The 17494-nt window shown below is 63.3% G+C and carries 20 protein-coding genes; 18 read left to right on the top strand and 2 right to left on the bottom strand.

What is annotated here, in order from left to right; translation table 11 throughout:
- Nucleotides 1-4: 4 nt before the first annotated feature.
- A complete protein-coding gene (locus ACFSJC_RS17315; RefSeq protein WP_386028445.1) occupies nucleotides 5-883 on the bottom strand; it encodes a carotenoid 1,2-hydratase in 879 nt (292 codons plus the stop codon).
- A 41-nt stretch (nucleotides 884-924) separates the two neighbouring features.
- Nucleotides 925-2421 (bottom strand): 1-hydroxycarotenoid 3,4-desaturase CrtD, encoded by a 1497-nt coding sequence (gene crtD, locus ACFSJC_RS17310; protein ID WP_386028444.1) that lies wholly within the window; start codon nucleotides 2419-2421, stop codon nucleotides 925-927.
- 119 nt (nucleotides 2422-2540) lie between these two features.
- Here crtD and ACFSJC_RS17305 point away from each other — a divergent pair, with 119 nt between their 5' ends.
- The 18 genes from ACFSJC_RS17305 (at nucleotide 2541) to idi (ending at nucleotide 17442) form a co-directional block, all read left to right on the top strand.
- Nucleotides 2541-3401 (top strand): polyprenyl synthetase family protein, encoded by an 861-nt coding sequence (locus ACFSJC_RS17305; protein WP_386028443.1) that lies wholly within the window; start codon nucleotides 2541-2543, stop codon nucleotides 3399-3401.
- 65 nt (nucleotides 3402-3466) lie between these two features.
- A complete protein-coding gene (locus ACFSJC_RS17300) occupies nucleotides 3467-4594 on the top strand; it encodes a methyltransferase (RefSeq protein ID WP_386028442.1) in 1128 nt (375 codons plus the stop codon).
- A 138-nt stretch (nucleotides 4595-4732) separates the two neighbouring features.
- Nucleotides 4733-5698, top strand: coding sequence for a chlorophyll synthesis pathway protein BchC (gene bchC / locus ACFSJC_RS17295; RefSeq protein ID WP_386028441.1), 966 nt, complete (start codon nucleotides 4733-4735; stop codon nucleotides 5696-5698).
- A complete protein-coding gene (locus ACFSJC_RS17290) occupies nucleotides 5695-6678 on the top strand; it encodes a chlorophyllide a reductase iron protein subunit X (protein WP_386028440.1) in 984 nt (327 codons plus the stop codon). Before bchC ends, ACFSJC_RS17290 begins: the two co-directional genes overlap by 4 nt.
- A gap of 19 nt (nucleotides 6679-6697) precedes the next feature.
- Entirely contained in the window at nucleotides 6698-8161 is a 1464-nt protein-coding gene (gene bchY, locus ACFSJC_RS17285) for a chlorophyllide a reductase subunit Y (RefSeq protein WP_386028439.1), read from the top strand.
- Between the two features lie 161 nt (nucleotides 8162-8322).
- Complete coding sequence (gene bchZ, locus ACFSJC_RS17280; protein WP_386028438.1) at nucleotides 8323-9777, top strand: chlorophyllide a reductase subunit Z; 1455 nt, start codon at nucleotides 8323-8325, stop codon at nucleotides 9775-9777.
- 703 nt (nucleotides 9778-10480) lie between these two features.
- A complete protein-coding gene (pufB, locus tag ACFSJC_RS17275; protein WP_007039479.1) occupies nucleotides 10481-10624 on the top strand; it encodes a light-harvesting antenna LH1, beta subunit in 144 nt (47 codons plus the stop codon).
- An 83-nt stretch (nucleotides 10625-10707) separates the two neighbouring features.
- Complete coding sequence (gene pufA, locus ACFSJC_RS17270; RefSeq protein WP_386028437.1) at nucleotides 10708-10905, top strand: light-harvesting antenna LH1, alpha subunit; 198 nt, start codon at nucleotides 10708-10710, stop codon at nucleotides 10903-10905.
- A 116-nt stretch (nucleotides 10906-11021) separates the two neighbouring features.
- The gene (gene pufL / locus ACFSJC_RS17265; RefSeq protein WP_007039477.1) at nucleotides 11022-11858 is read left to right on the top strand and encodes a photosynthetic reaction center subunit L; all 837 of its coding nucleotides are present in this window, start codon (nucleotides 11022-11024) and stop codon (nucleotides 11856-11858) included.
- A 16-nt stretch (nucleotides 11859-11874) separates the two neighbouring features.
- Nucleotides 11875-12846 carry a photosynthetic reaction center subunit M gene (pufM, locus tag ACFSJC_RS17260; protein WP_386028436.1) on the top strand — a complete coding sequence of 324 codons (972 nt, stop codon included), beginning with the start codon at nucleotides 11875-11877 and terminating at the stop codon, nucleotides 12844-12846.
- Complete coding sequence (gene pufC, locus ACFSJC_RS17255; protein ID WP_386028435.1) at nucleotides 12843-13925, top strand: photosynthetic reaction center cytochrome PufC; 1083 nt, start codon at nucleotides 12843-12845, stop codon at nucleotides 13923-13925. Before pufM ends, pufC begins: the two co-directional genes overlap by 4 nt.
- A 178-nt stretch (nucleotides 13926-14103) precedes the next feature.
- Nucleotides 14104-14250: a light-harvesting antenna LH1, beta subunit gene (pufB, locus tag ACFSJC_RS17250; RefSeq protein ID WP_007039474.1), complete on the top strand. Its 147-nt coding sequence runs from the start codon at nucleotides 14104-14106 to the stop codon at nucleotides 14248-14250.
- Nucleotides 14251-14333: 83 nt separating this feature from the next.
- Nucleotides 14334-14468, top strand: a complete 135-nt coding sequence (pufA, locus tag ACFSJC_RS17245) for a light-harvesting antenna LH1, alpha subunit (RefSeq protein ID WP_164453631.1) — start codon at nucleotides 14334-14336, stop codon at nucleotides 14466-14468.
- A gap of 130 nt (nucleotides 14469-14598) precedes the next feature.
- Nucleotides 14599-14739, top strand: a complete 141-nt coding sequence (gene pufB / locus ACFSJC_RS17240; RefSeq protein WP_007039472.1) for a light-harvesting antenna LH1, beta subunit — start codon at nucleotides 14599-14601, stop codon at nucleotides 14737-14739.
- An 86-nt stretch (nucleotides 14740-14825) separates the two neighbouring features.
- Entirely contained in the window at nucleotides 14826-15014 is a 189-nt protein-coding gene (pufA, locus tag ACFSJC_RS17235; protein ID WP_007039471.1) for a light-harvesting antenna LH1, alpha subunit, read from the top strand.
- Nucleotides 15015-15089: 75 nt separating this feature from the next.
- The gene (locus ACFSJC_RS17230; RefSeq protein ID WP_386028434.1) at nucleotides 15090-15518 is read left to right on the top strand and encodes a secondary thiamine-phosphate synthase enzyme YjbQ; all 429 of its coding nucleotides are present in this window, start codon (nucleotides 15090-15092) and stop codon (nucleotides 15516-15518) included.
- A gap of 3 nt (nucleotides 15519-15521) precedes the next feature.
- Nucleotides 15522-16826: a RuBisCO large subunit C-terminal-like domain-containing protein gene (locus ACFSJC_RS17225; protein ID WP_386028433.1), complete on the top strand. Its 1305-nt coding sequence runs from the start codon at nucleotides 15522-15524 to the stop codon at nucleotides 16824-16826.
- A gap of 43 nt (nucleotides 16827-16869) precedes the next feature.
- The gene (idi, locus tag ACFSJC_RS17220) at nucleotides 16870-17442 is read left to right on the top strand and encodes an isopentenyl-diphosphate Delta-isomerase (RefSeq protein WP_386028432.1); all 573 of its coding nucleotides are present in this window, start codon (nucleotides 16870-16872) and stop codon (nucleotides 17440-17442) included.
- Nucleotides 17443-17494: the final 52 nt, after the last annotated feature.

Here is a 17494-nt window from a genome sequence, read left to right as displayed (position 1 = left end):
AGTCTCAGCGGGCGATGCGGGGCATGCGGAAGGGCAGCAGCGCCCTGACCCAGTTCGAGCTGAAGCGGTCGAGACAGAGACTCTCGTGGACCGAGGTGGCGCGCTCGCCGAGCAGCTGGCTCTCGATCACCGAGCGGGCGTAGAAGGGGGTGTCCTCCAGCGTGTCCACGACGCTGGCCTCGTGCCCCGGCTCGCTCTGGGTGCCGCGTCCGATGCGCCAGACGCGGGTGGTTTGCAGCGGCACGCGCGGCGGTGGGTCGAAGCGGTCGAGCTGGCCGCGATGGTCGCAGCGTAACGCCAGTTCGGCACCGGCTCCGCGTCCCGCACGCGTGCGCGTATCATAGAGGATGGCCGCGCCCTGCTTGAGTTCGGCGCGCGACCAGTCCCAGCTCTGGAAGGCCTCTTCCAGAGGCTCGCTGCCCCGGTTGGAGTCCAGATAGCCGGGACCGCTCCAGCGCAGATTCGGGTGTTTGAGTTCGACCTCCACGCGCGAAACGGGGCCGAGCGGCCACCAGTGATGCCGGCCCTCCGCGTCGAGGGCGAAGTCCTGCGTGTTGATGGCCTCGGGGTGGACCTTGATCCGCCCGCGAATGCGGACGGGGATGGGCGCGGCGATCTCGTCGATGTCGATGACCAGAGCGTCGCCCTCCCAGGCCAGCGCGCTGGGTCCGATTTCCAGGCGGTCGCCGGTGCGGTGCAGCGATGCGCGTCCGCGCTCGGTCATGGCCCAGCGCTTGCCGCTACGCCCGTAGAGCGCGACGTTGATTGCGCAATGGTCGCGCGGATCGGTCTGACCGCGCTGGCGCGACCAGGCGTAATAGGGCGAAAAGACGCTGCCGATGAACGCGATCAGGGTCAGTCCGTGCTGGCCGTCGTCGCTCAAGGCGTCCAGGTACCACCAGACATAGCCGTTGCTGTCGACGCTCAGGTCGAACCGAGGTCCTCGAACAGGCAGTTCGCCGCCAGTCGTCCCGACATCGCCGCCATCGGCACGCCCGCTCCCGGATGCGTGCTGCCCCCGGCCAGATAGAGTCCCTGAATTCGGGTCCGAGAGCCCGGACGATTGAACGAGGCCCTCCAGCCGTGGGTCGCCTGTCCGTAGAGTGCCCCGCCGGTCGCCGGAAAGAGTTGGTCGAAGCGCGCGGGGGTCGTGACCTGGGTCTGCTGGGTGCGTTTGCACACCCTCAGGCCGTACCGTTCCAAGAGTGAGAATACCCGCTGTTCGCATTGGTCGATCTCCGAGGCATCGAAAGGATGTACATCGCCCCGTGCCGGGGCATTCAAGAGGCAGAAGAGTCGCTCACCCTCGGTTGAGTTCCCGTCCAGCTCAGTGCCGCGATCCTGGGCGCAGATATAGAGGGTGCCCTCGCCGGGGAGGCGGGCGTGATGGAAGAGGTCTTTGAACTCGGCGGCATAGTCGCGCGAGAAGAACACGTTGTGCCGTGCCAGGGGGAATCCCTCGGTCTTGGCGACCAGGCTCCAGGTGATGGCGGATAGCGAGCGGGTCGCGCGTCCATGCCCCGGTAGCGCCTTCGTGGCTGTGGTGCCGAGGTGTCCCGCAGAGAGTGCGGCCGGGTCGCCGTTGAAGACAACGGCGTCCGCCTGGACGATCTCTCCGTCGGCCAGTCGGACGCCGGTGGCTCGGCCGTGCTCGACCAGAATCTCCTCGACTCGGGTTCCGTAGCGGAATTCGGCGCCGTGTTCTTGCGCGAGACGCTCCAGGGCGCACGCGAGCTGGTGCATGCCACCCTCGATGCTCCAGACGCCCTGCTGTTCGACATGGGCGATCAGCATGAGCGTCGCCGGCGATTCGAAGGGGGAGGAGCCGCAGTAGGTCGAATAGCGTCCGAAGAGCTGTCGCAGCCGTTCGTCCTTGAAATACTGTCCCAGCGTCTGCCAGAGGCTGTCGTAGGGCTTGATCCCGCTCAGATTGCCGAAGCCGCGTATGCCGCAGCGGCCCACGAGTCCCAGGATGCTCGGTCGGGTGGCGCGGATGAAGGTCTCGTCGAGGGTTTCGTAGATGATCCGGGCCTGCTCGCTGAAGGCGCGATAGCCGCGTGCCTCGGCCGCTCCGGCGAAATCGCCGATCGCCTCGATCGAGCGTTCGTGGTCGGCGAAGAGGTCCAGCCTTTCATGCTCGCTCCAGGCGTGGCGTGCTATGATTTCGAGCGGTTGGAGTCTCAGATAATCCGAGAGCGACGCGCCGGCGTCCGAGAAGAGATCCTCGAAGATCCAGCGCATGGTGAAAACGGTGGGGCCGGAGTCGATTCCCTGTCCGTAGATGTCGATCTCGCGCATCTTTCCGCCGGGATAGTCCGCGCTTTCCAACACGCTGACTCGCATGCCTCGGGCGGCGAGCTGGGCGGCGGACACGAGGCCTCCGATACCGGCGCCTATGACGATTACCCTGTCTCTGGGCATCAGGTTACAGCCTCCCTTGATTCGCATTGACGCGTCTGGTATTGATGTCTATTGTACATGACACACTCAAGTGTCAACTAATCCTTACATTGAACTGCGGTTACCGGGGGAGTGCATCGATGGATGCCACGACAAGAATTGAGCAGGCTTTGGCGGCAGCCATCGATCACGTGATCCCGGGGTGTCCTCCGCGGCTGGCCGAGGCCGTGAGGCACTCGGTATTCCCAGGTGGCGCTCGCGTTCGTCCGCGTCTCTGTCTCGCTGTCGCCGCCGCTTGCGGCAGCAAGGATTACGCAGCCGCCGACGCCGTTGCCGCCGCGATCGAGCTGCTGCATTGTGCCTCTCTGGTGCATGACGATCTGCCCTGTTTCGACGATTCTCCCCTGCGTCGGGGCGTGCCCTCGGTGCATCGCGCCTTCGGCGAGCCGCTGGCCGTCCTGGCCGGTGACGCGCTCATCATCCTCGCCTTCGAGCATCTGGCGCGCAGCATCCCGTCCGAGCGCCTCGGGCCTTTGCTGCTCACGGTCAGCGGCTCGGTCGGCATGCCCTTCGGCATCACCGCCGGTCAGGCCTGGGAGTGCGAACCGACGGTGTCGGTCGAGGAATATCATCGCACCAAAACCGGTTCCCTGTTCGCCGCAGCGACGGCTGCCGGTGCTCAGGTCGCTGGCGCGGACGCCGATGCCTGGCGTGTCGTCGGGGATCGTATCGGTGAGGCCTATCAGGTCGCCGACGATCTGCGCGACGTCGCCGCCAGCGCCCAGGAGGTCGGCAAGCCGGTCGGTCGCGATGCCCTGCTCAATCGTCCAAGCGCGGCTGGCGAGCTGGGTATCGACGGTGCCATCGAGCGTCTGCGCGGTCTGATGAAGGGGGCGATCGACGCCATTCCGCCCTGTCCTGGTGCCGAGCAGTTGGCCGAGGTGCTGATGGCCGAATCGCGCCACATCATGCCGAAGAACCTCGCGCAAAGGGCTGCCTGAGCGCGGGGCCTCGGTCCTGAGGCACCCATTCGGGTGCCGTTTCTCCGCTGTCGGTGAATTCATTCGTGCGAGTCTTGGATCGTTGGCTGGCTCTGCGCAATCGTGTGCTCTCCAACCCTGGCTTTCAACGCTGGGCGGCGAGTTTTCCCCTGACCCGTCCTATCGCGCAACGTCGGGCACGCGCGCTGTTCGATATCGTCGCGGGCTTCGTCTATTCGCAGGTCCTCTTCGCCTGCGTGCGTCTGGATCTCTTCACGATCCTCTCCGAGGGGCCTCGGCGGCTCGATGAGCTGAGCGATCGACTCGCGCTGTCGCCAGAGGCCGCGCGCCGGCTGCTGCGCGCGGCGGCGAGCCTGCGTCTGGTTCAGACCTTGGATGGCGAGCGCTATGCGCTCGGCACGCTCGGTGCGGCCATGGTCGGCAACCCGGGGATCGCGGCGATGGTCGAGCATCATCGCATGGTCTATGAGGATCTGGGCGACCCGGTCGCCCTGCTGCGTGGAGAGGCCCGGAGTCGCTCGCTCAAGGACTATTGGGCCTATGTCGGTGCGGATGCGCCTGCCTCGGCGGATTCCGATCGGGTCGGCGGTTACACGAACCTTATGTCCGAGTCGCAGCAGCTCATCGCCGATGACGTGCTGGACGCCTATTCGCTCAAGAGCCATCGCTGTCTGCTCGATGTGGCGGGTGGAGACGGGACCTTTCTGGTCTCGGCTGCCAAACGCTGGCCGCATCTGCGGGTCATTCTATTCGACCTGCCTGCAGTGGCTGAGCGGGCGCAAGCCCGGTTCGAGCGCGAGGGGCTGGCCGATCGTGCGACCGCCGTCGGGGGCGACGTGCTGCGCGATCCGTTGCCGGAGGAGGCGGATATCGTCTCGCTGGTGCGGGTGCTGCACGATCACGACGATGCCCAGGCGCAATCCTTTATCGCTGCGGCGTCCAGGGCGCTACGCCCGGGGGGTACGCTGATGGTCGCCGAGCCCATGGCGGAAACCCCGGGCGCGGAGCCTATCGGGGATGCCTACTTCGGCTTCTATCTGCTGGCGATGGGCAGCGGGCGCGCGCGCACGCCGCGCGAATTGGATGCCATGCTGCGCGCCGCCGATCTCGATCGGGTGCGTCAGTTGACGACCCGACGTCCCTTCCTGACCCAGCTCGTGCTCGCGCGCCGCAGCTCCGGGGCGGAGGTCTGAATCTGGAGTGCGTTGCCTGAATCCCTGCGTTCTTCGACCCAGCGCCCGCTAAATCCCCTGCTGTCGTCGCCCTAGACTGGCTGTCAACTTTCGTTAAACTGGGCGGCCTGTCAGATTCAACTTGTCCAGAGTCACATTTTGAACCCAGATACGCCGAAACTCGAAGCACTCGCCGTCGTTCTCGAAGAACCCGAACGCCTCTCTCTTCAGCGTCTGGCGCTGACGCCTCCCGGCGATGCTGACGTCGTGGTCGATATCGAATGGAGCGGTATCAGCACGGGTACCGAGCGCCTGCTCTGGTCTGGGCGGATGCCGCCATTTCCTGGCATGGGCTATCCGCTGGTTCCGGGCTACGAGTCCGTCGGTCATGTCATCTATGCCGGTCCTCAGGCCGGGCTTGCCGTGGGTCAGCGGGTGTTCGTGCCGGGCGCGCTCTGCTATGGGGAGGTGCGCGGACTCTTCGGCGGCGCAGCCTCGCGGGTCGTGGTTCCTGCGGCGCGGCTGATGCCGGTCGAGGAGTCGCTCGGCGAGCAGGGGGTGTTGCTGGCCTTGGCCGCGACTGCCTATCACGCCATCGCCGGCCCCTCGCCACATGTCGAGCTGATCGTCGGTCATGGCGTGCTCGGGCGGCTGCTGGCGCGCATCGCCGCGCTGGGGGAGGGGGCGCGCCCGGTGGTCTGGGAGACCAACCCGGTGCGCCATGCCGGTGCCGAGGGCTATGGCTACGACGTCATGACCCCGGACGAGGATCCGCGCCGCGACTATCGCACCATCTGCGACATGAGCGGCGACGCCAAGATCCTCGACAGCCTGGTCGCCCGCATGGCGCGCGGCGGAGAGATCGTGCTCGCCGGTTTCTATCACGAGCCGGTGTCCTTCACCTTTCCGCCGGCCTTCATGCGCGAGGCGCGCATGCGCATCGCCGCCGAGTTCCAGCCGTCCGATCTGGCGGCGGTGCGCTCACTGTTGGAGTCTGGCCGGCTCTCGCTCGATGGGCTCATTACCCATCGCGTCCCGGCGGCCGAGGCCGATTCGGCCTACCGAACGGCATTCGGTGATCCGACATGCTTGAAGATGATTCTTGATTGGAGATCCATCGCGTGAATGTACCCGTCAATGCTCCCGTGCCGAGCGCCTCGTCCCAGGCCACCACGGATCCGGCCGCTGCGCCGGCCATCAAAGAGACCCAGGTCATTGCCATCTATGGCAAAGGCGGTATCGGCAAGAGCTTCACGCTGGCCAACCTCTCCTACATGATGGCGCAGCAGGGCAAGAAGGTTCTGCTGATCGGCTGCGATCCCAAAAGCGACACCGCCACACTGCTGTTCGGCGGGCGCAACTGCCCGACCATCCTTGGGGTGTCGAGCGAGAAGAAGAAGGCCGGTGAATCGGTGGAGATTGGCGACATCTGCTTCAAGCGCGACGGTGTCTATGCGATGGAGCTGGGCGGTCCCGAGGTCGGGCGCGGTTGCGGCGGTCGCGGCATCATCCACGGCTTCGAGCTGCTGGAGGGCCTGGGCTTCCATGAATGGGACTTCGACTATGTCCTGCTCGACTTCCTGGGCGATGTGGTGTGCGGCGGATTCGGTCTGCCCATCGCGCGCGATCTGTGCCAGAAGGTCATCATCGTCGGCTCCAACGATCTGCAGTCGCTCTATGTCGCCAATAACGTCTGCTCGGCGGTGGAATATTTCCGCGGGCTCGGCGGCAACGTCGGCGTGGCCGGCATGGTGATCAACAAGGACGACGGTACCGGCGAGGCTCAGGCGTTCGCCCAGGGGGTCGATATCCCGATCCTGGCCACCATTCCGGCGCACGAGGAGATCCGGCGCAAGAGCGCCAACTACGAGATCATCGGTATCCCCGGTGGCGAGTGGGGGGGCTTGTTCTCCGGGCTGGCGACCAATGTCGCCGAGGCGCCGCCGGTGCGGCCAAAACCACTCTCGCACGAGGCGTTGCTGGATCTTTTCAAGGGCGATCAGGTCGGTCGTCACGTGGTCCTGGAGCCGGCGCGTCCGGAGGATATGTGCGATGCGGCGGCGATTGCCAAGCCGTCGCTCGAAGTCGTCTACGACGATGTCTGAATCCGAGCGGAGCACCGGTATGGCGAGCGATTCATCACGCGACAAGGCGCCGGAGGCGGGGGCCTGCGGCAATCCCGAGACCCTCAAGGCGGCCGCCGTGGCGGCGGGTAATGCCGAGCTGATCGAGCGTCTCACGGCCGACTATCCGATGGGGCCGCACGATCAGCCCCAGACCATGTGTCCGGCCTTCGGCGCGCTGCGTGTCGGTCTGCGCATGCGCCGCACGGCGATGATTCTGGTCGGCTCCGGGTGCTGCGTCTATGGTCTGAGCTTCACCGCGCATTTCTACGGCGCGCGTCGCTCGATCGGTTATGTGCCCTTCGACTCCGAGTCCTTGGTCTCGGGCCGGCTGTTCGAGGACGCGCGCGAGGCGGTGCTCAAGCTGGCCGACCCGGAGCGGGTGGACACCATCGTCGCCATCAATCTCTGCGTGCCGACCGCCTCCGGCGTGCCGCTGCGTCTGCTGCCGAAGCAGCTCAACGGCGTGCGTATCCTGGGGATCGACGTGCCCGGGTTCGGCACCCCGACCCATGCCGAGGCCAAGGACGTGCTGGCCGGAGCCATGCTTCAGTACGCCCGTCTGGAGGCCGAGCAGGGGCCGGTCCAGGCACCGCGCGGCGGCCGCAGCGAGCGTCCCACCGTGACCCTGCTGGGCGAGATGTTCCCGGCAGATCCGGTCGGCATCGGCATGATGCTGGAGCCGCTGGGGCTGGCGGTCGGTCCGGTGGTGCCGACCCGCGAATGGCGCGAACTCTATGCCGCGCTGGACTGTCAGGCCGTGGCGGCCATCCACCCCCAGTACGCGGCCTCCTGTCGCGAATTCTCCGCAGCCGGTCGTCCTATCGTGGGCTCGGCCCCGGTCGGGCGCGAGGGCACGGCGGCCTGGCTGGACGCCATCGGCGCCGCCTGCGGGATCGCCCAGGACAAGGTCGACGCGGCCAAAAACAAGTTCCTGCCTGCGATCGGCGGTGCGCTGGCAGCGATGCCGATCAAGGGTCGGATCATCGTCTCGGGCTACGAGGGCTCCGAGCTGCTGGTGGCGCGTCTGCTGATCGAGTCGGGTGCCGAAGTGCCCTATGTCGGCACCGCCTGTCCGCGCACGCCCTGGAACGAGGGCGACCGTGCCTGGCTTGAAGCGCACGGCGTTCCGGTTCAGTTCCGCGCCTCGCTGGAGCAGGACCTGGCGGCGGTCAAGTCGCTCGATCCCGATCTCGCCATCGGCACGACGCCGGTCGTGCAGGCGGCCAAGGAACGCGAGATCCCGGCGCTCTACTTCACCAATCTGATCTCGGCGCGTCCCTTGATGGGGCCGGCCGGTGCGGGTTCGCTGGCCCAGGTGATCAACGCGGCTCTGGCCAACAAGGAGCGTTTCGTCGCCATGCGCGCCTTCTTCGAGGGTGTTGGCGAGGGTGAGACCAGTGGCGTCTGGTCGCAAATGCCGGTCAAGCGAGGAACTGGGCGTCCGGCGGCCAAGCGCGCCTGATGCGGATCGACGCGGGGCCGATGATGCCGACAGATTCGCGCGGAGGCTGTCCGACCGGCATCCTCCGCGCGGTCGTGACCGGTTGATCGGCCCTATTCAGAATCAAGAGCGAGATCGCGACGGCTCGGTCGGCGCGGTTTTTGACGAGAGAGCATTTTCCGATGTTGATCAATGACCTCGACCGCGCAGGCGGTTACTGGGGCTCCGTCTATGCCTTCGCTGCCATCAAGGGGCTGCAGGTCATCATCGACGGCCCGGTTGGCTGCGAAAACCTGCCTGTCACGGCGGTGCTGCATTACACCGACGGCTTGCCTCCCCATGAACTGCCGGTCGTAGTGACGGGGCTCGGCGAAGAGGAGTTGGGTCAGAAGGGGACGGAGGAGGCGATGCGCCGGGCCTTCGAGACCCTGGATCCCTCGCGTCCCGCCGTGGTGGTGACGGGGTCCATCGCCGAGATGATCGGTGGTGGCGTGACGCCCCAGGGGACCGGCATCCTGCGTTTTCTGCCGCGCACCATCGACGAGGATCAGTGGCAGAGCGCCAATCGCGCCATCTATTGGCTCTGGACCCAGTTCGGCCCCAAGAAGGGCGTGGCGCCCAAGCGTAAGCCGCGCGCGGCTGGCGAGCGTCCCAAGGTCAACATCATCGGACCCATGTACGGCGTCTTCAACTCGCCGTCCGATCTGGCCGAGATCCGGCGATTGGTCGAGGGTGTTGGCGCCGAGGTCAATATGACCTTCCCGTTGGGCAGCCATCTGGACGATGTGGCCAAGCTGGCGGATGCGGACGTCAATATCTGTATGTACCGCGAGTTCGGACGAACGCTGTGCGAGGCGCTGGACCGGCCCTTCCTGCAGGCTCCGATCGGATTGCACAGCACGACCAAATTCCTGCGCGCATTGGGCGAGCTGCTGGAGCTGGATCCCGAGCCTTTCATCGAACGCGAGAAGCACACGACCATCAAGCCGATCTGGGACCTGTGGCGCTCGGTGACTCAGGACTTCTTCGGCACGGCGAGCTTTGGCGTGGCGGCGAGCGAAACCTACGCGCGCGGTCTGCGGCATTTCCTTGAGGACGAGATGGGGTTGCCCTGCAATTTCGCCTTCGAGCGCAAGGCCGGCGTCAAACCGGACAACGATCTCATCCGCAAGGCGGTGCACGAGAAGACGCCCTTGATCGTCTTCGGCAGCTACAACGAGCGCATGTATCTGTCCGAAATCGGTGGGCGCGCGACCTATATCCCGGCCTCCTTTCCCGGAACCGTGATTCGGCGCCATACCGGGACACCCTTCATGGGCTATTCCGGCGCCACCTATCTGGTGCAGGAGGTCTGTAACGCCCTGTTCGACGCGCTCTTCAATATCCTGCCGCTGGGCACGGATCTCGACAAGGTCGACGCGACTCCCGCTAGATTGCATCGCGAGCTGCCCTGGGATGAGGCGGCGCGAGCCCTGTTCGATAGGATCGTCGAGTCTCAGCCGGTCCTGGTGCGAATCTCGGCTGCGAAGCGTTTGCGCGATGCCGCTGAGCGCGGCGCCCGTACCGATGGCGAGGAGCGCGTCACCGCTGAACGTGTGACGCAAACGCAGAAGGCGCTGGCGTCGGGTTCGGTCTGACCGGCGTGCGTAGGCGTTCGTGCTCTAGGGGCGTTAGGCGATCCCTCGGGCGCTTTGGTGCCTGATTCATTGAGCCTTGCTCTGTCTTTTGGGTTGGGCAGGGCGCCTTTCGATGTCGATCGGGTGGGGTGGGTGGTCTATGCCGCGCCCCGCACCGATCACATTCCTCCCGCGCGGCTTCGCGTGTCGAGGTTGCCGGTTTCGCTACCCGCTTTAGGCCGCCGATTTTTCGTCGGCGCGTGCGCTCGATCGCGGCGATCACCCCTCTCGGGCCATGCCCATCGACTCCATCCTGTCCTCGATCAGTTTGTGCTCAAAACAGGTGTAAATGTAGATTGACATCTGTGCCAGTCAAGCTAGACTGACACGCAAATCCGGGCACCCCGTAAGGCAATTCTCGGCCGGTCAGGGTCGTGGCGCGAGCGGAGCGAGGCTCGCGACGGCATGTCCCGAGACCTTATCTCACTAGATGGATGGTTGAGCAGCCCTTTAGGTTCGGGTTGCGATTGATGGTGAGTGTGGTGCCAGGGAAGAGGTGAACCGAATTTTGCGATCCGCTGTGACAGGGGGTCGCGGATTGAGAATGTGTCCGTACAGCGGACTGTTTCTCTGTCGTGGCGGATTGATCCACGGCGTTCCCGTGCCGCACGGGTTGAGTGCGGCGTAACTTTAAGATTCATCTCCAGATTCGGAGGGTTTAACGATGGCTGACAACACCAGCATGACCGGTCTGACCGAACAAGAAGCTCAAGAGTTCCACGGCATCTTCGTGCAGAGCATGACGGCGTTCTTCGGGATCGTTGTCATTGCTCACATCCTCGCCTGGCTGTGGCGCCCCTGGCTGTAATCGTTCTGGGTAATGGCTGGCCTCGCGTGAGTGTGCCGGCTAACTCGAATCGCCCCATCCGTTATTGATTAGAGGAAAAAACGATGATGTCTCCCGATCTTTGGAAAATCTGGCTGCTGGTCGACCCCCGCCGCGTGCTGACCGCTCTGGGCGTCTTTTTGATCATTCTTGGTCTCGCGATCCACATGATCCTGCTGAGCACTGCCGAGTTCAATTGGCTCGAAGACGGCGTTCCGGCCGCTTCGGTCCAGCAAGTGACGCCGGTTGTCCCGCAACGGTAATCGCGTCCTTGACGGGGGTGGCAGGCGAGGCGTTGTCGACCGGGCAGCCTCACCTACCGCCGCAGTGCTAAGAGGAGGCAGCCGGCCAGGATGCCTCCCCAGCAGAGGATTTTACGATGGCCATGCTCAGTTTTGAGAGAAAATATCGCGTCCGTGGCGGGACGCTAATAGGGGGAGACCTATTCGACTTCTGGGTGGGGCCGTTCTACGTCGGCTTCTTCGGAGTGTCGGGCTTCTTCTTCGCATTGCTGGGAACGCTCCTGATCGTTTGGGGCGCTACCATCGGTCCAACCCCCGAGCTTCAGACCTATAACATCTGGCAGATCAGCATCAATCCGCCGGATCTCAGTTACGGGCTTGGGATGGCGCCGCTGACCGAAGGCGGTCTTTGGCAGATCATCACCATTTGCGCCATCGGCGCTTTTGGTTCATGGGCTCTGAGGGAAGTCGAGATTTGCCGCAAGCTTGGCATCGGCTTCCATGTTCCCTTCGCGTTCAGCTTCGCCATCGGCGCCTACATCACGCTCGTCGTGGTGCGTCCGATTCTGCTGGGTGCATGGGGTAATGGGTTCCCCTACGGGATCCTCAGTCACCTTGACTGGGTGTCGAACACTGGCTACCAGTACCTGCACTTCCACTACAATCCGGCGCACATGCTCGCGATTGCGTTCTTCTTCACCAACTGCTTGGCGCTGTCGATGCATGGCTCGCTGATCCTGTCGGTGACGAATCCGCAAGAAGGCGAGTGCGTGAAGACGGGCGAGCACGAGAACACCTTCTTCCGCGATATCGTCGGTTACTCCATCGGTGCGCTCGCTATCCATCGCCTGGGCTTGTTCCTGGCTCTGAGTGCAGTCTTCTGGAGTGCGGTGTGTATTGTTATCAGTGGACCTTTCTGGACCCGCGGTTGGCCGGAATGGTGGAACTGGTGGCTTGAGCTCCCGCTCTGGTAGGAACTAGGAGACTACAATGCCTGAATATCAAAATATTTTTACCAGCGTGCAGGTGCGCTCTCCGGCTTATCCCGGAGTGCCGTTGCCGAAAGGCCATCTGCCGCGGATTGGCAAGCCCATTTTCTCCTACTGGCTTGGGAAGATCGGTGACGCACAGATCGGTCCGCTCTACCTTGGTTTCACCGGGACGCTGTCTCTGATTTTCGGTTTCGTGGCCCTGTTCATCATCGGCTTCAACATGTTGGCGTCGGTGGACTGGAACGTCATTCAGTTCGTCAAGCATTTCTTCTGGCTTGCGCTGGAGCCACCTGCTCCTCAGTACGGTCTGAGCATTCCGCCTCTCTCCGAGGGCGGTTGGTGGTTGATGGCAGGATTCTTCCTGACCATGGCCATCATTCTTTGGTGGGTTCGTACCTACAAGCGCGCTGAAGCGCTCGGGATGAACCAGCACCTGTCGTGGGCGTTCGCTGCGGCGATCTTCTTCTATCTGAGCCTGGGCTTCATCCGCCCGGTGATGATGGGAAGCTGGGCTGAGGCCGTACCGTTCGGCATCTTCCCGCACCTCGACTGGACGGCTGCCTTCTCGATCCGTTACGGCAACCTGTACTACAACCCGTTCCACATGCTGTCGATCGCCTTCCTGTACGGTTCGGCTCTGCTGTTCGCCATGCACGGCGCGACGATCCTCTCCGTGAGCCGCTTTGGTGGCGACCGCGAGATCGATCAGATCGTCGATCGTGGTACCGCTGCTGAGCGCGCGGCAATCTTCTGGCGCTGGACCATGGGCTTCAATGCCTCCATGGAGTCGATCCACCGTTGGGCTTGGTGGTTTGCGGTTCTGACCGTCATCACCGCTGGTATCGGCATCCTCCTGACCGGAACTGTGGTCGAGAACTGGTATCTCTGGGCGGTGAAGCACGGTGTTGCTCCGAGCTATCCGAGCACTGTGACAATTGAGAACCCATATCTGACGGGGGTGTCGCAATGAAGATCGGAAAGCGCGCATCAGTACCCTTTGTCGCTCTGGTCGCTTCGGTAGTCCTTTTCGGCTGCGAGCGTCCGGCGCCAGAGATCGTGCAGACCGGCTATCGCGGTCTTGCCATGCAGGTGAACTACAACCCACGGTTGCTGGAGGCCTCCATCAAGGAGAACCTTCCGCCCGCCGCCATTCCGGCTGCGGCTCCCGGCGGTCCCAAGGTTTCCGACGTGTACGAGAACGTCCAGGTCCTTGGCGATCTGACGGTCGCCGAGTTCACCCGGACCATGGTTGCCGTGACCACCTGGGTTTCGCCGAAGGAAGGCTGTAATTACTGCCACGTTCCGGGTAACTGGGCCTCCGACGATATCTACACCAAGAAGGTATCCCGTCGGATGTTCGAGATGGTCCGTGCGACCAACGCGGACTGGAAGAAGCACGTGGCCAACACCGGTGTGACCTGCTACACCTGTCACCGCGGCAATCCCGTGCCGAAGTATGTCTGGACCACCGATCCGGGTCCGGGTCAGCCCTCTGGCATGACACCGACCGGTCAGAACTATGGTGCGTCCACTGTGGCCTACGCGGCTCTGCCATACGACCCCTATACCCCGTTCCTCGATCAGGCGAACGAGATTCGGGTCATCGGCGAGACTGCTCTGCCCGAGGGTAACAAGACCTCGCTCAAGCAGGCCGAATGGACCTATGGTCTGATGATGCAGATCTCCGACGCACTCGGCGTCAACTGCACCTTCTGCCATAACACCCGTTCGTTCTACGCTTGGGATCAGAGTACTCCGAAACGGACCACCGCCTGGTACGCTATCCGCCACGTTCGCGACATGAACCAGAACTACATCTGGCCTCTGAACGACGTGCTGCCGGCATCGCGTAAGGGTCCCTACGGCGATCCCTTCAAGATCAGCTGTATGACCTGCCACCAGGGCGCTTACAAGCCGCTCTATGCAGCGCAGATGATGAAGGACTATCCGGCTCTCCAAGGCCCCACGCAGGCGGCAGCGCCTGAAGCGGCTGCCCCTGTGGAACCGGCTCCAGTCGAGGCCGCAGCTCCAGCTCCACAAAAGCTGTAGTCTGGGACCCGATTGCTGGCAGGGACGCCAGAGTGGCGCCAGCGATGGATGCGCGTGGCGCCGGTTCGAAGCCGCAGCCAAGGTGACCCCTTGAGGAAAGCGTGGTTGCGGAGAGAGTGAGAATGGCCTTAGTGTCGAATTCGTAGAGCCATCCTGACGATCTGTAAGGAGTCATCTAATGGCTAGCGAGAACCGCTCGATGTCTGGACTAACAGAGGATGAGGCCAAGGAATTCCATGGCATCTTCGTGTCCAGTTTCGTCGCGTTCACGGGGATTGTCGTCGTTGCACACATCCTCGTGTGGTTGTGGCGTCCTTGGCTGTAACAGCCTTGGGTTTTTAGTGTTGTTGACCGATCGGGCGATTGTTGCTATAGCAGCGCCCACCAGTAAGAGACCGGAGAATACACATGCATAAGATCTGGCAGATTTTCGATCCGCGTAGAACCTTGGTTGCCCTGTTTGGGTTCCTGTTCGTGCTGGCGCTGTTGATCCACTTCATCCTGCTCAGCAGCCCGGCCTTCAACTGGCTGAGTGGCTCCTGAGTCACGCGCTGGGCTAGGCGGCGTCCGAGACGTGCTTTAAGTCGTCTCTGACGCACCATCCTATTCCTCGCCGCGGGGAAGTTCGCGGTAATGGCCAACAGGCCTAAGAAGAGAAATTGAGGGTAATTCAATGGCTGATAAGAGCATGACTGGACTGACCGAGGCTGAAGCTCAAGAGTTCCATGGCATCTTCACCCAGAGCATGACCATGTTTTTCGGAATCGTGGTTATCGCACACATCCTGGCTTGGCTCTGGCGCCCCTGGCTGTAATTGCCGAGCTTCCGCCCTCGGGTGGAAATAAAGACGGGAGGCCGGTACCTAACCGGCGTCCCGTGTTTCGTTCAGGAGACATCTAGATGCATAAGATTTGGCTGGTCTTCGACCCGCGTATGGCGATCATGGGCTTGGCGGCCTTCTTGCTTGTGCTCGCATTCGCGATCCACTACATCCTGATGGTCAGCTCGTCCTACTACGATTTCCTTCAGGGTCCGCCGATCTCCGCAGAGGCTGCCGCACAGATTACCCCTCTGCCAGTCGCCAAGTGAACTTGGGGCTAAGGAACTCGACGGGCGGGGGGAATGCGCAGCATACCCCGCCCGTTTTCATTTGAGCGCTGTCCGATGCGATTTCACTGCGAAAGCCTGGTTATCCCGACGAGCGCTCCGATCCAGATCATCGACGTGACGGACAGGGTGCGCGATGCGCTGAAGGCGCATCCGGTCGGCAACGGCCATCTGATCCTGACCTCATCCCATACCACTGCCTTCGTCGCCCTCAACGAGCGCGAGACGATGCTGCAGCAGGATATGCTGGATTTCCTCTCCCGCGTCGCGCCACCAGGCGTCGGCTACCGCCACGACCGGGATCCTGTCGACGGTCGGCCGAACGCGCATTCGCATCTGATCGGCCTCTTCATGAACGCCTCCGAGATCATCCCGATCGCGGATGGCGAACTGCTCTTAGGTGGTTGGCAATCCATCTTTTTCATCGAGCTGGATGGTCCACGCGACCAGCGGCAGCTAAGAATCCAGATCGCAGGGGAATCCTGAGGCATGCAAGAGAGCGATTGGGCGGGATTCTTCGCCGATCCGCAGGCGTTGGACTCCGACGCCTATATCAAACTCGAATACTATCTGGAATGCGCCGGAGATCCCGAACTTGCCGCCGCGCATTTCTGTGCCGAGCAGTCGACGGCGCAGTGGCGCCGGGTCGGTTCGAGCGAGGATCTGAGGCCGCGATTCGGCGCCCGGGTCATCGGCTTGGAGGTGCTGGGCACGCAGTCTGACTTCAGCTACGGCATCGGCAACGCCAAAGGCGAGCCGGTGCATGCCTGTCGGGTCACCATTGCCCATCCGCATGGCAATTTCGGTCCGCGCATCCCGAACCTGTTGAGCGCCGTATGCGGCGAGGGGACCTTCTTCTCGCCGGGCGCGGCCGTGGTCAAGCTGCTGGATGTCCATTTCCCGGACGCCTATCTCGCCCATTTCGAGGGACCGAGATTCGGCGTGGAGGGCATTCGGGATATGCTTCAGGCCTACGATCGCCCCATCTTCTTCGGCGTCATCAAGCCCAACATCGGTTTGCCGCCCGATGTCTTCAGCGACCTCGGCTATCAGAGCTGGCTCGGCGGTCTGGATATCGCCAAGGATGACGAGATGCTGGGGGATACCGATTGGTGCCCGCTGCAGGAACGCTCGCGCCTGCTCGGCGATGCGCGCCGTCGCGCCGAGGCCGAGACCGGAACCCCCAAGATCTATCTCGCCAACATCACCGACGAGGTGGATCGTCTCATCGAACAGCACGATCTTGCGGTCGCAAACGGCGCCAATGCGCTGCTGATCAATGCCATGCCGGTCGGTCTGAGCGCGGTTAGAATGCTGCGCAAGCATGCGCGCGTTCCGCTGATCGCGCATTTTCCCTTCATCGCGCCCTTCAGTCGGTTGGGGAACTTTGGCATCCATTCGCGGGTCTTTTCCAAACTGCAGCGTTTGGCTGGATTCGACTCCATCATCATGCCAGGCTTCGGCGAGCGCATGCATACCTCTGACGAGGAGGTGCTGGCCAATGTAGATGCCTGTCTGGCACCGATGGGGCAGATGAAGCGCAGTCTCCCGGTGCCCGGCGGCAGCGACTGGGCGGGGACGCTGAAGACCCTCCACGACAAGGTCGGGACGGTCGATTTCGGCTTCGTCCCCGGTCGCGGCGTCTTTGGACACCCCATGGGACCCAAGGGCGGTGCTATGAGCATTCGGCAGGCCTGGGACGCCATCGCTGTGGGCATATCGCTCGACGAGCAGGCGAAAACACATACCGAACTGGAGGCCGCGATGACGGCATTTGGGGGGCGCCGAACGTGATGGTGATCGGTCGATTGGATGGGAAAGACGCTGGAGGTGACTGTTGAGCGCCAGAATCGTTCCACCGTTGGCGGCCGACGAGCTCGAACGGCTCAGCCAGCAAGAGTCACTGGAACAGCTGATCTTGGTCGATGAGCAGGATCGCCCTCTGGGGACGGCGGGCAAGTTCGAGGCGCATCGCGAAGGTCAGTTGCATCGCGCCTTCTCCATCCTGGTGTTCGACGCCGAGGATCGTCTGTTGCTGCAGCGTCGCGCGGACTGCAAATATCACTTCGCGACCCGCTGGTCCAACACCTGCTGCGGCCATCCGCGTCCGGAAGAGTCGAGCTCGGTGGCGGCCGGGCGACGTCTGAAGGAGGAATTCGGCATTCGCGTCCCGCTCGCCGAGCGCGAGCAGATGCTGTATCGCGCCGAGGACCAGTCCTCCGGGCTGATCGAGCACGAATATCTGCACATCTTCTATGGCGTCCATGCGGGCGATCCCCGTCCCGACCCCTCCGAGATCGGTGCCTGGCGCTGGATGTCCATCCCCGCGATTCGGCGCGCCCTGCGGATGCATCCCGACTGGTTCACGCCCTGGTTTCATCTGCTGATCGAGCGACTCTTCCCCAACTGAGTCCCCGTCCGGATCGGAGTTTGGGTGACGTCCTCTCTTGCCCATCCCGATT

The organism is Thiorhodococcus fuscus, from assembly GCF_042682685.1.
Lineage (GTDB): Bacteria > Pseudomonadota > Gammaproteobacteria > Chromatiales > Chromatiaceae > Imhoffiella > Imhoffiella fuscus.
The sequence above is the reverse complement of the archived record's forward strand: the minus strand, read 5'-3'. Positions and strand labels throughout refer to the sequence as shown.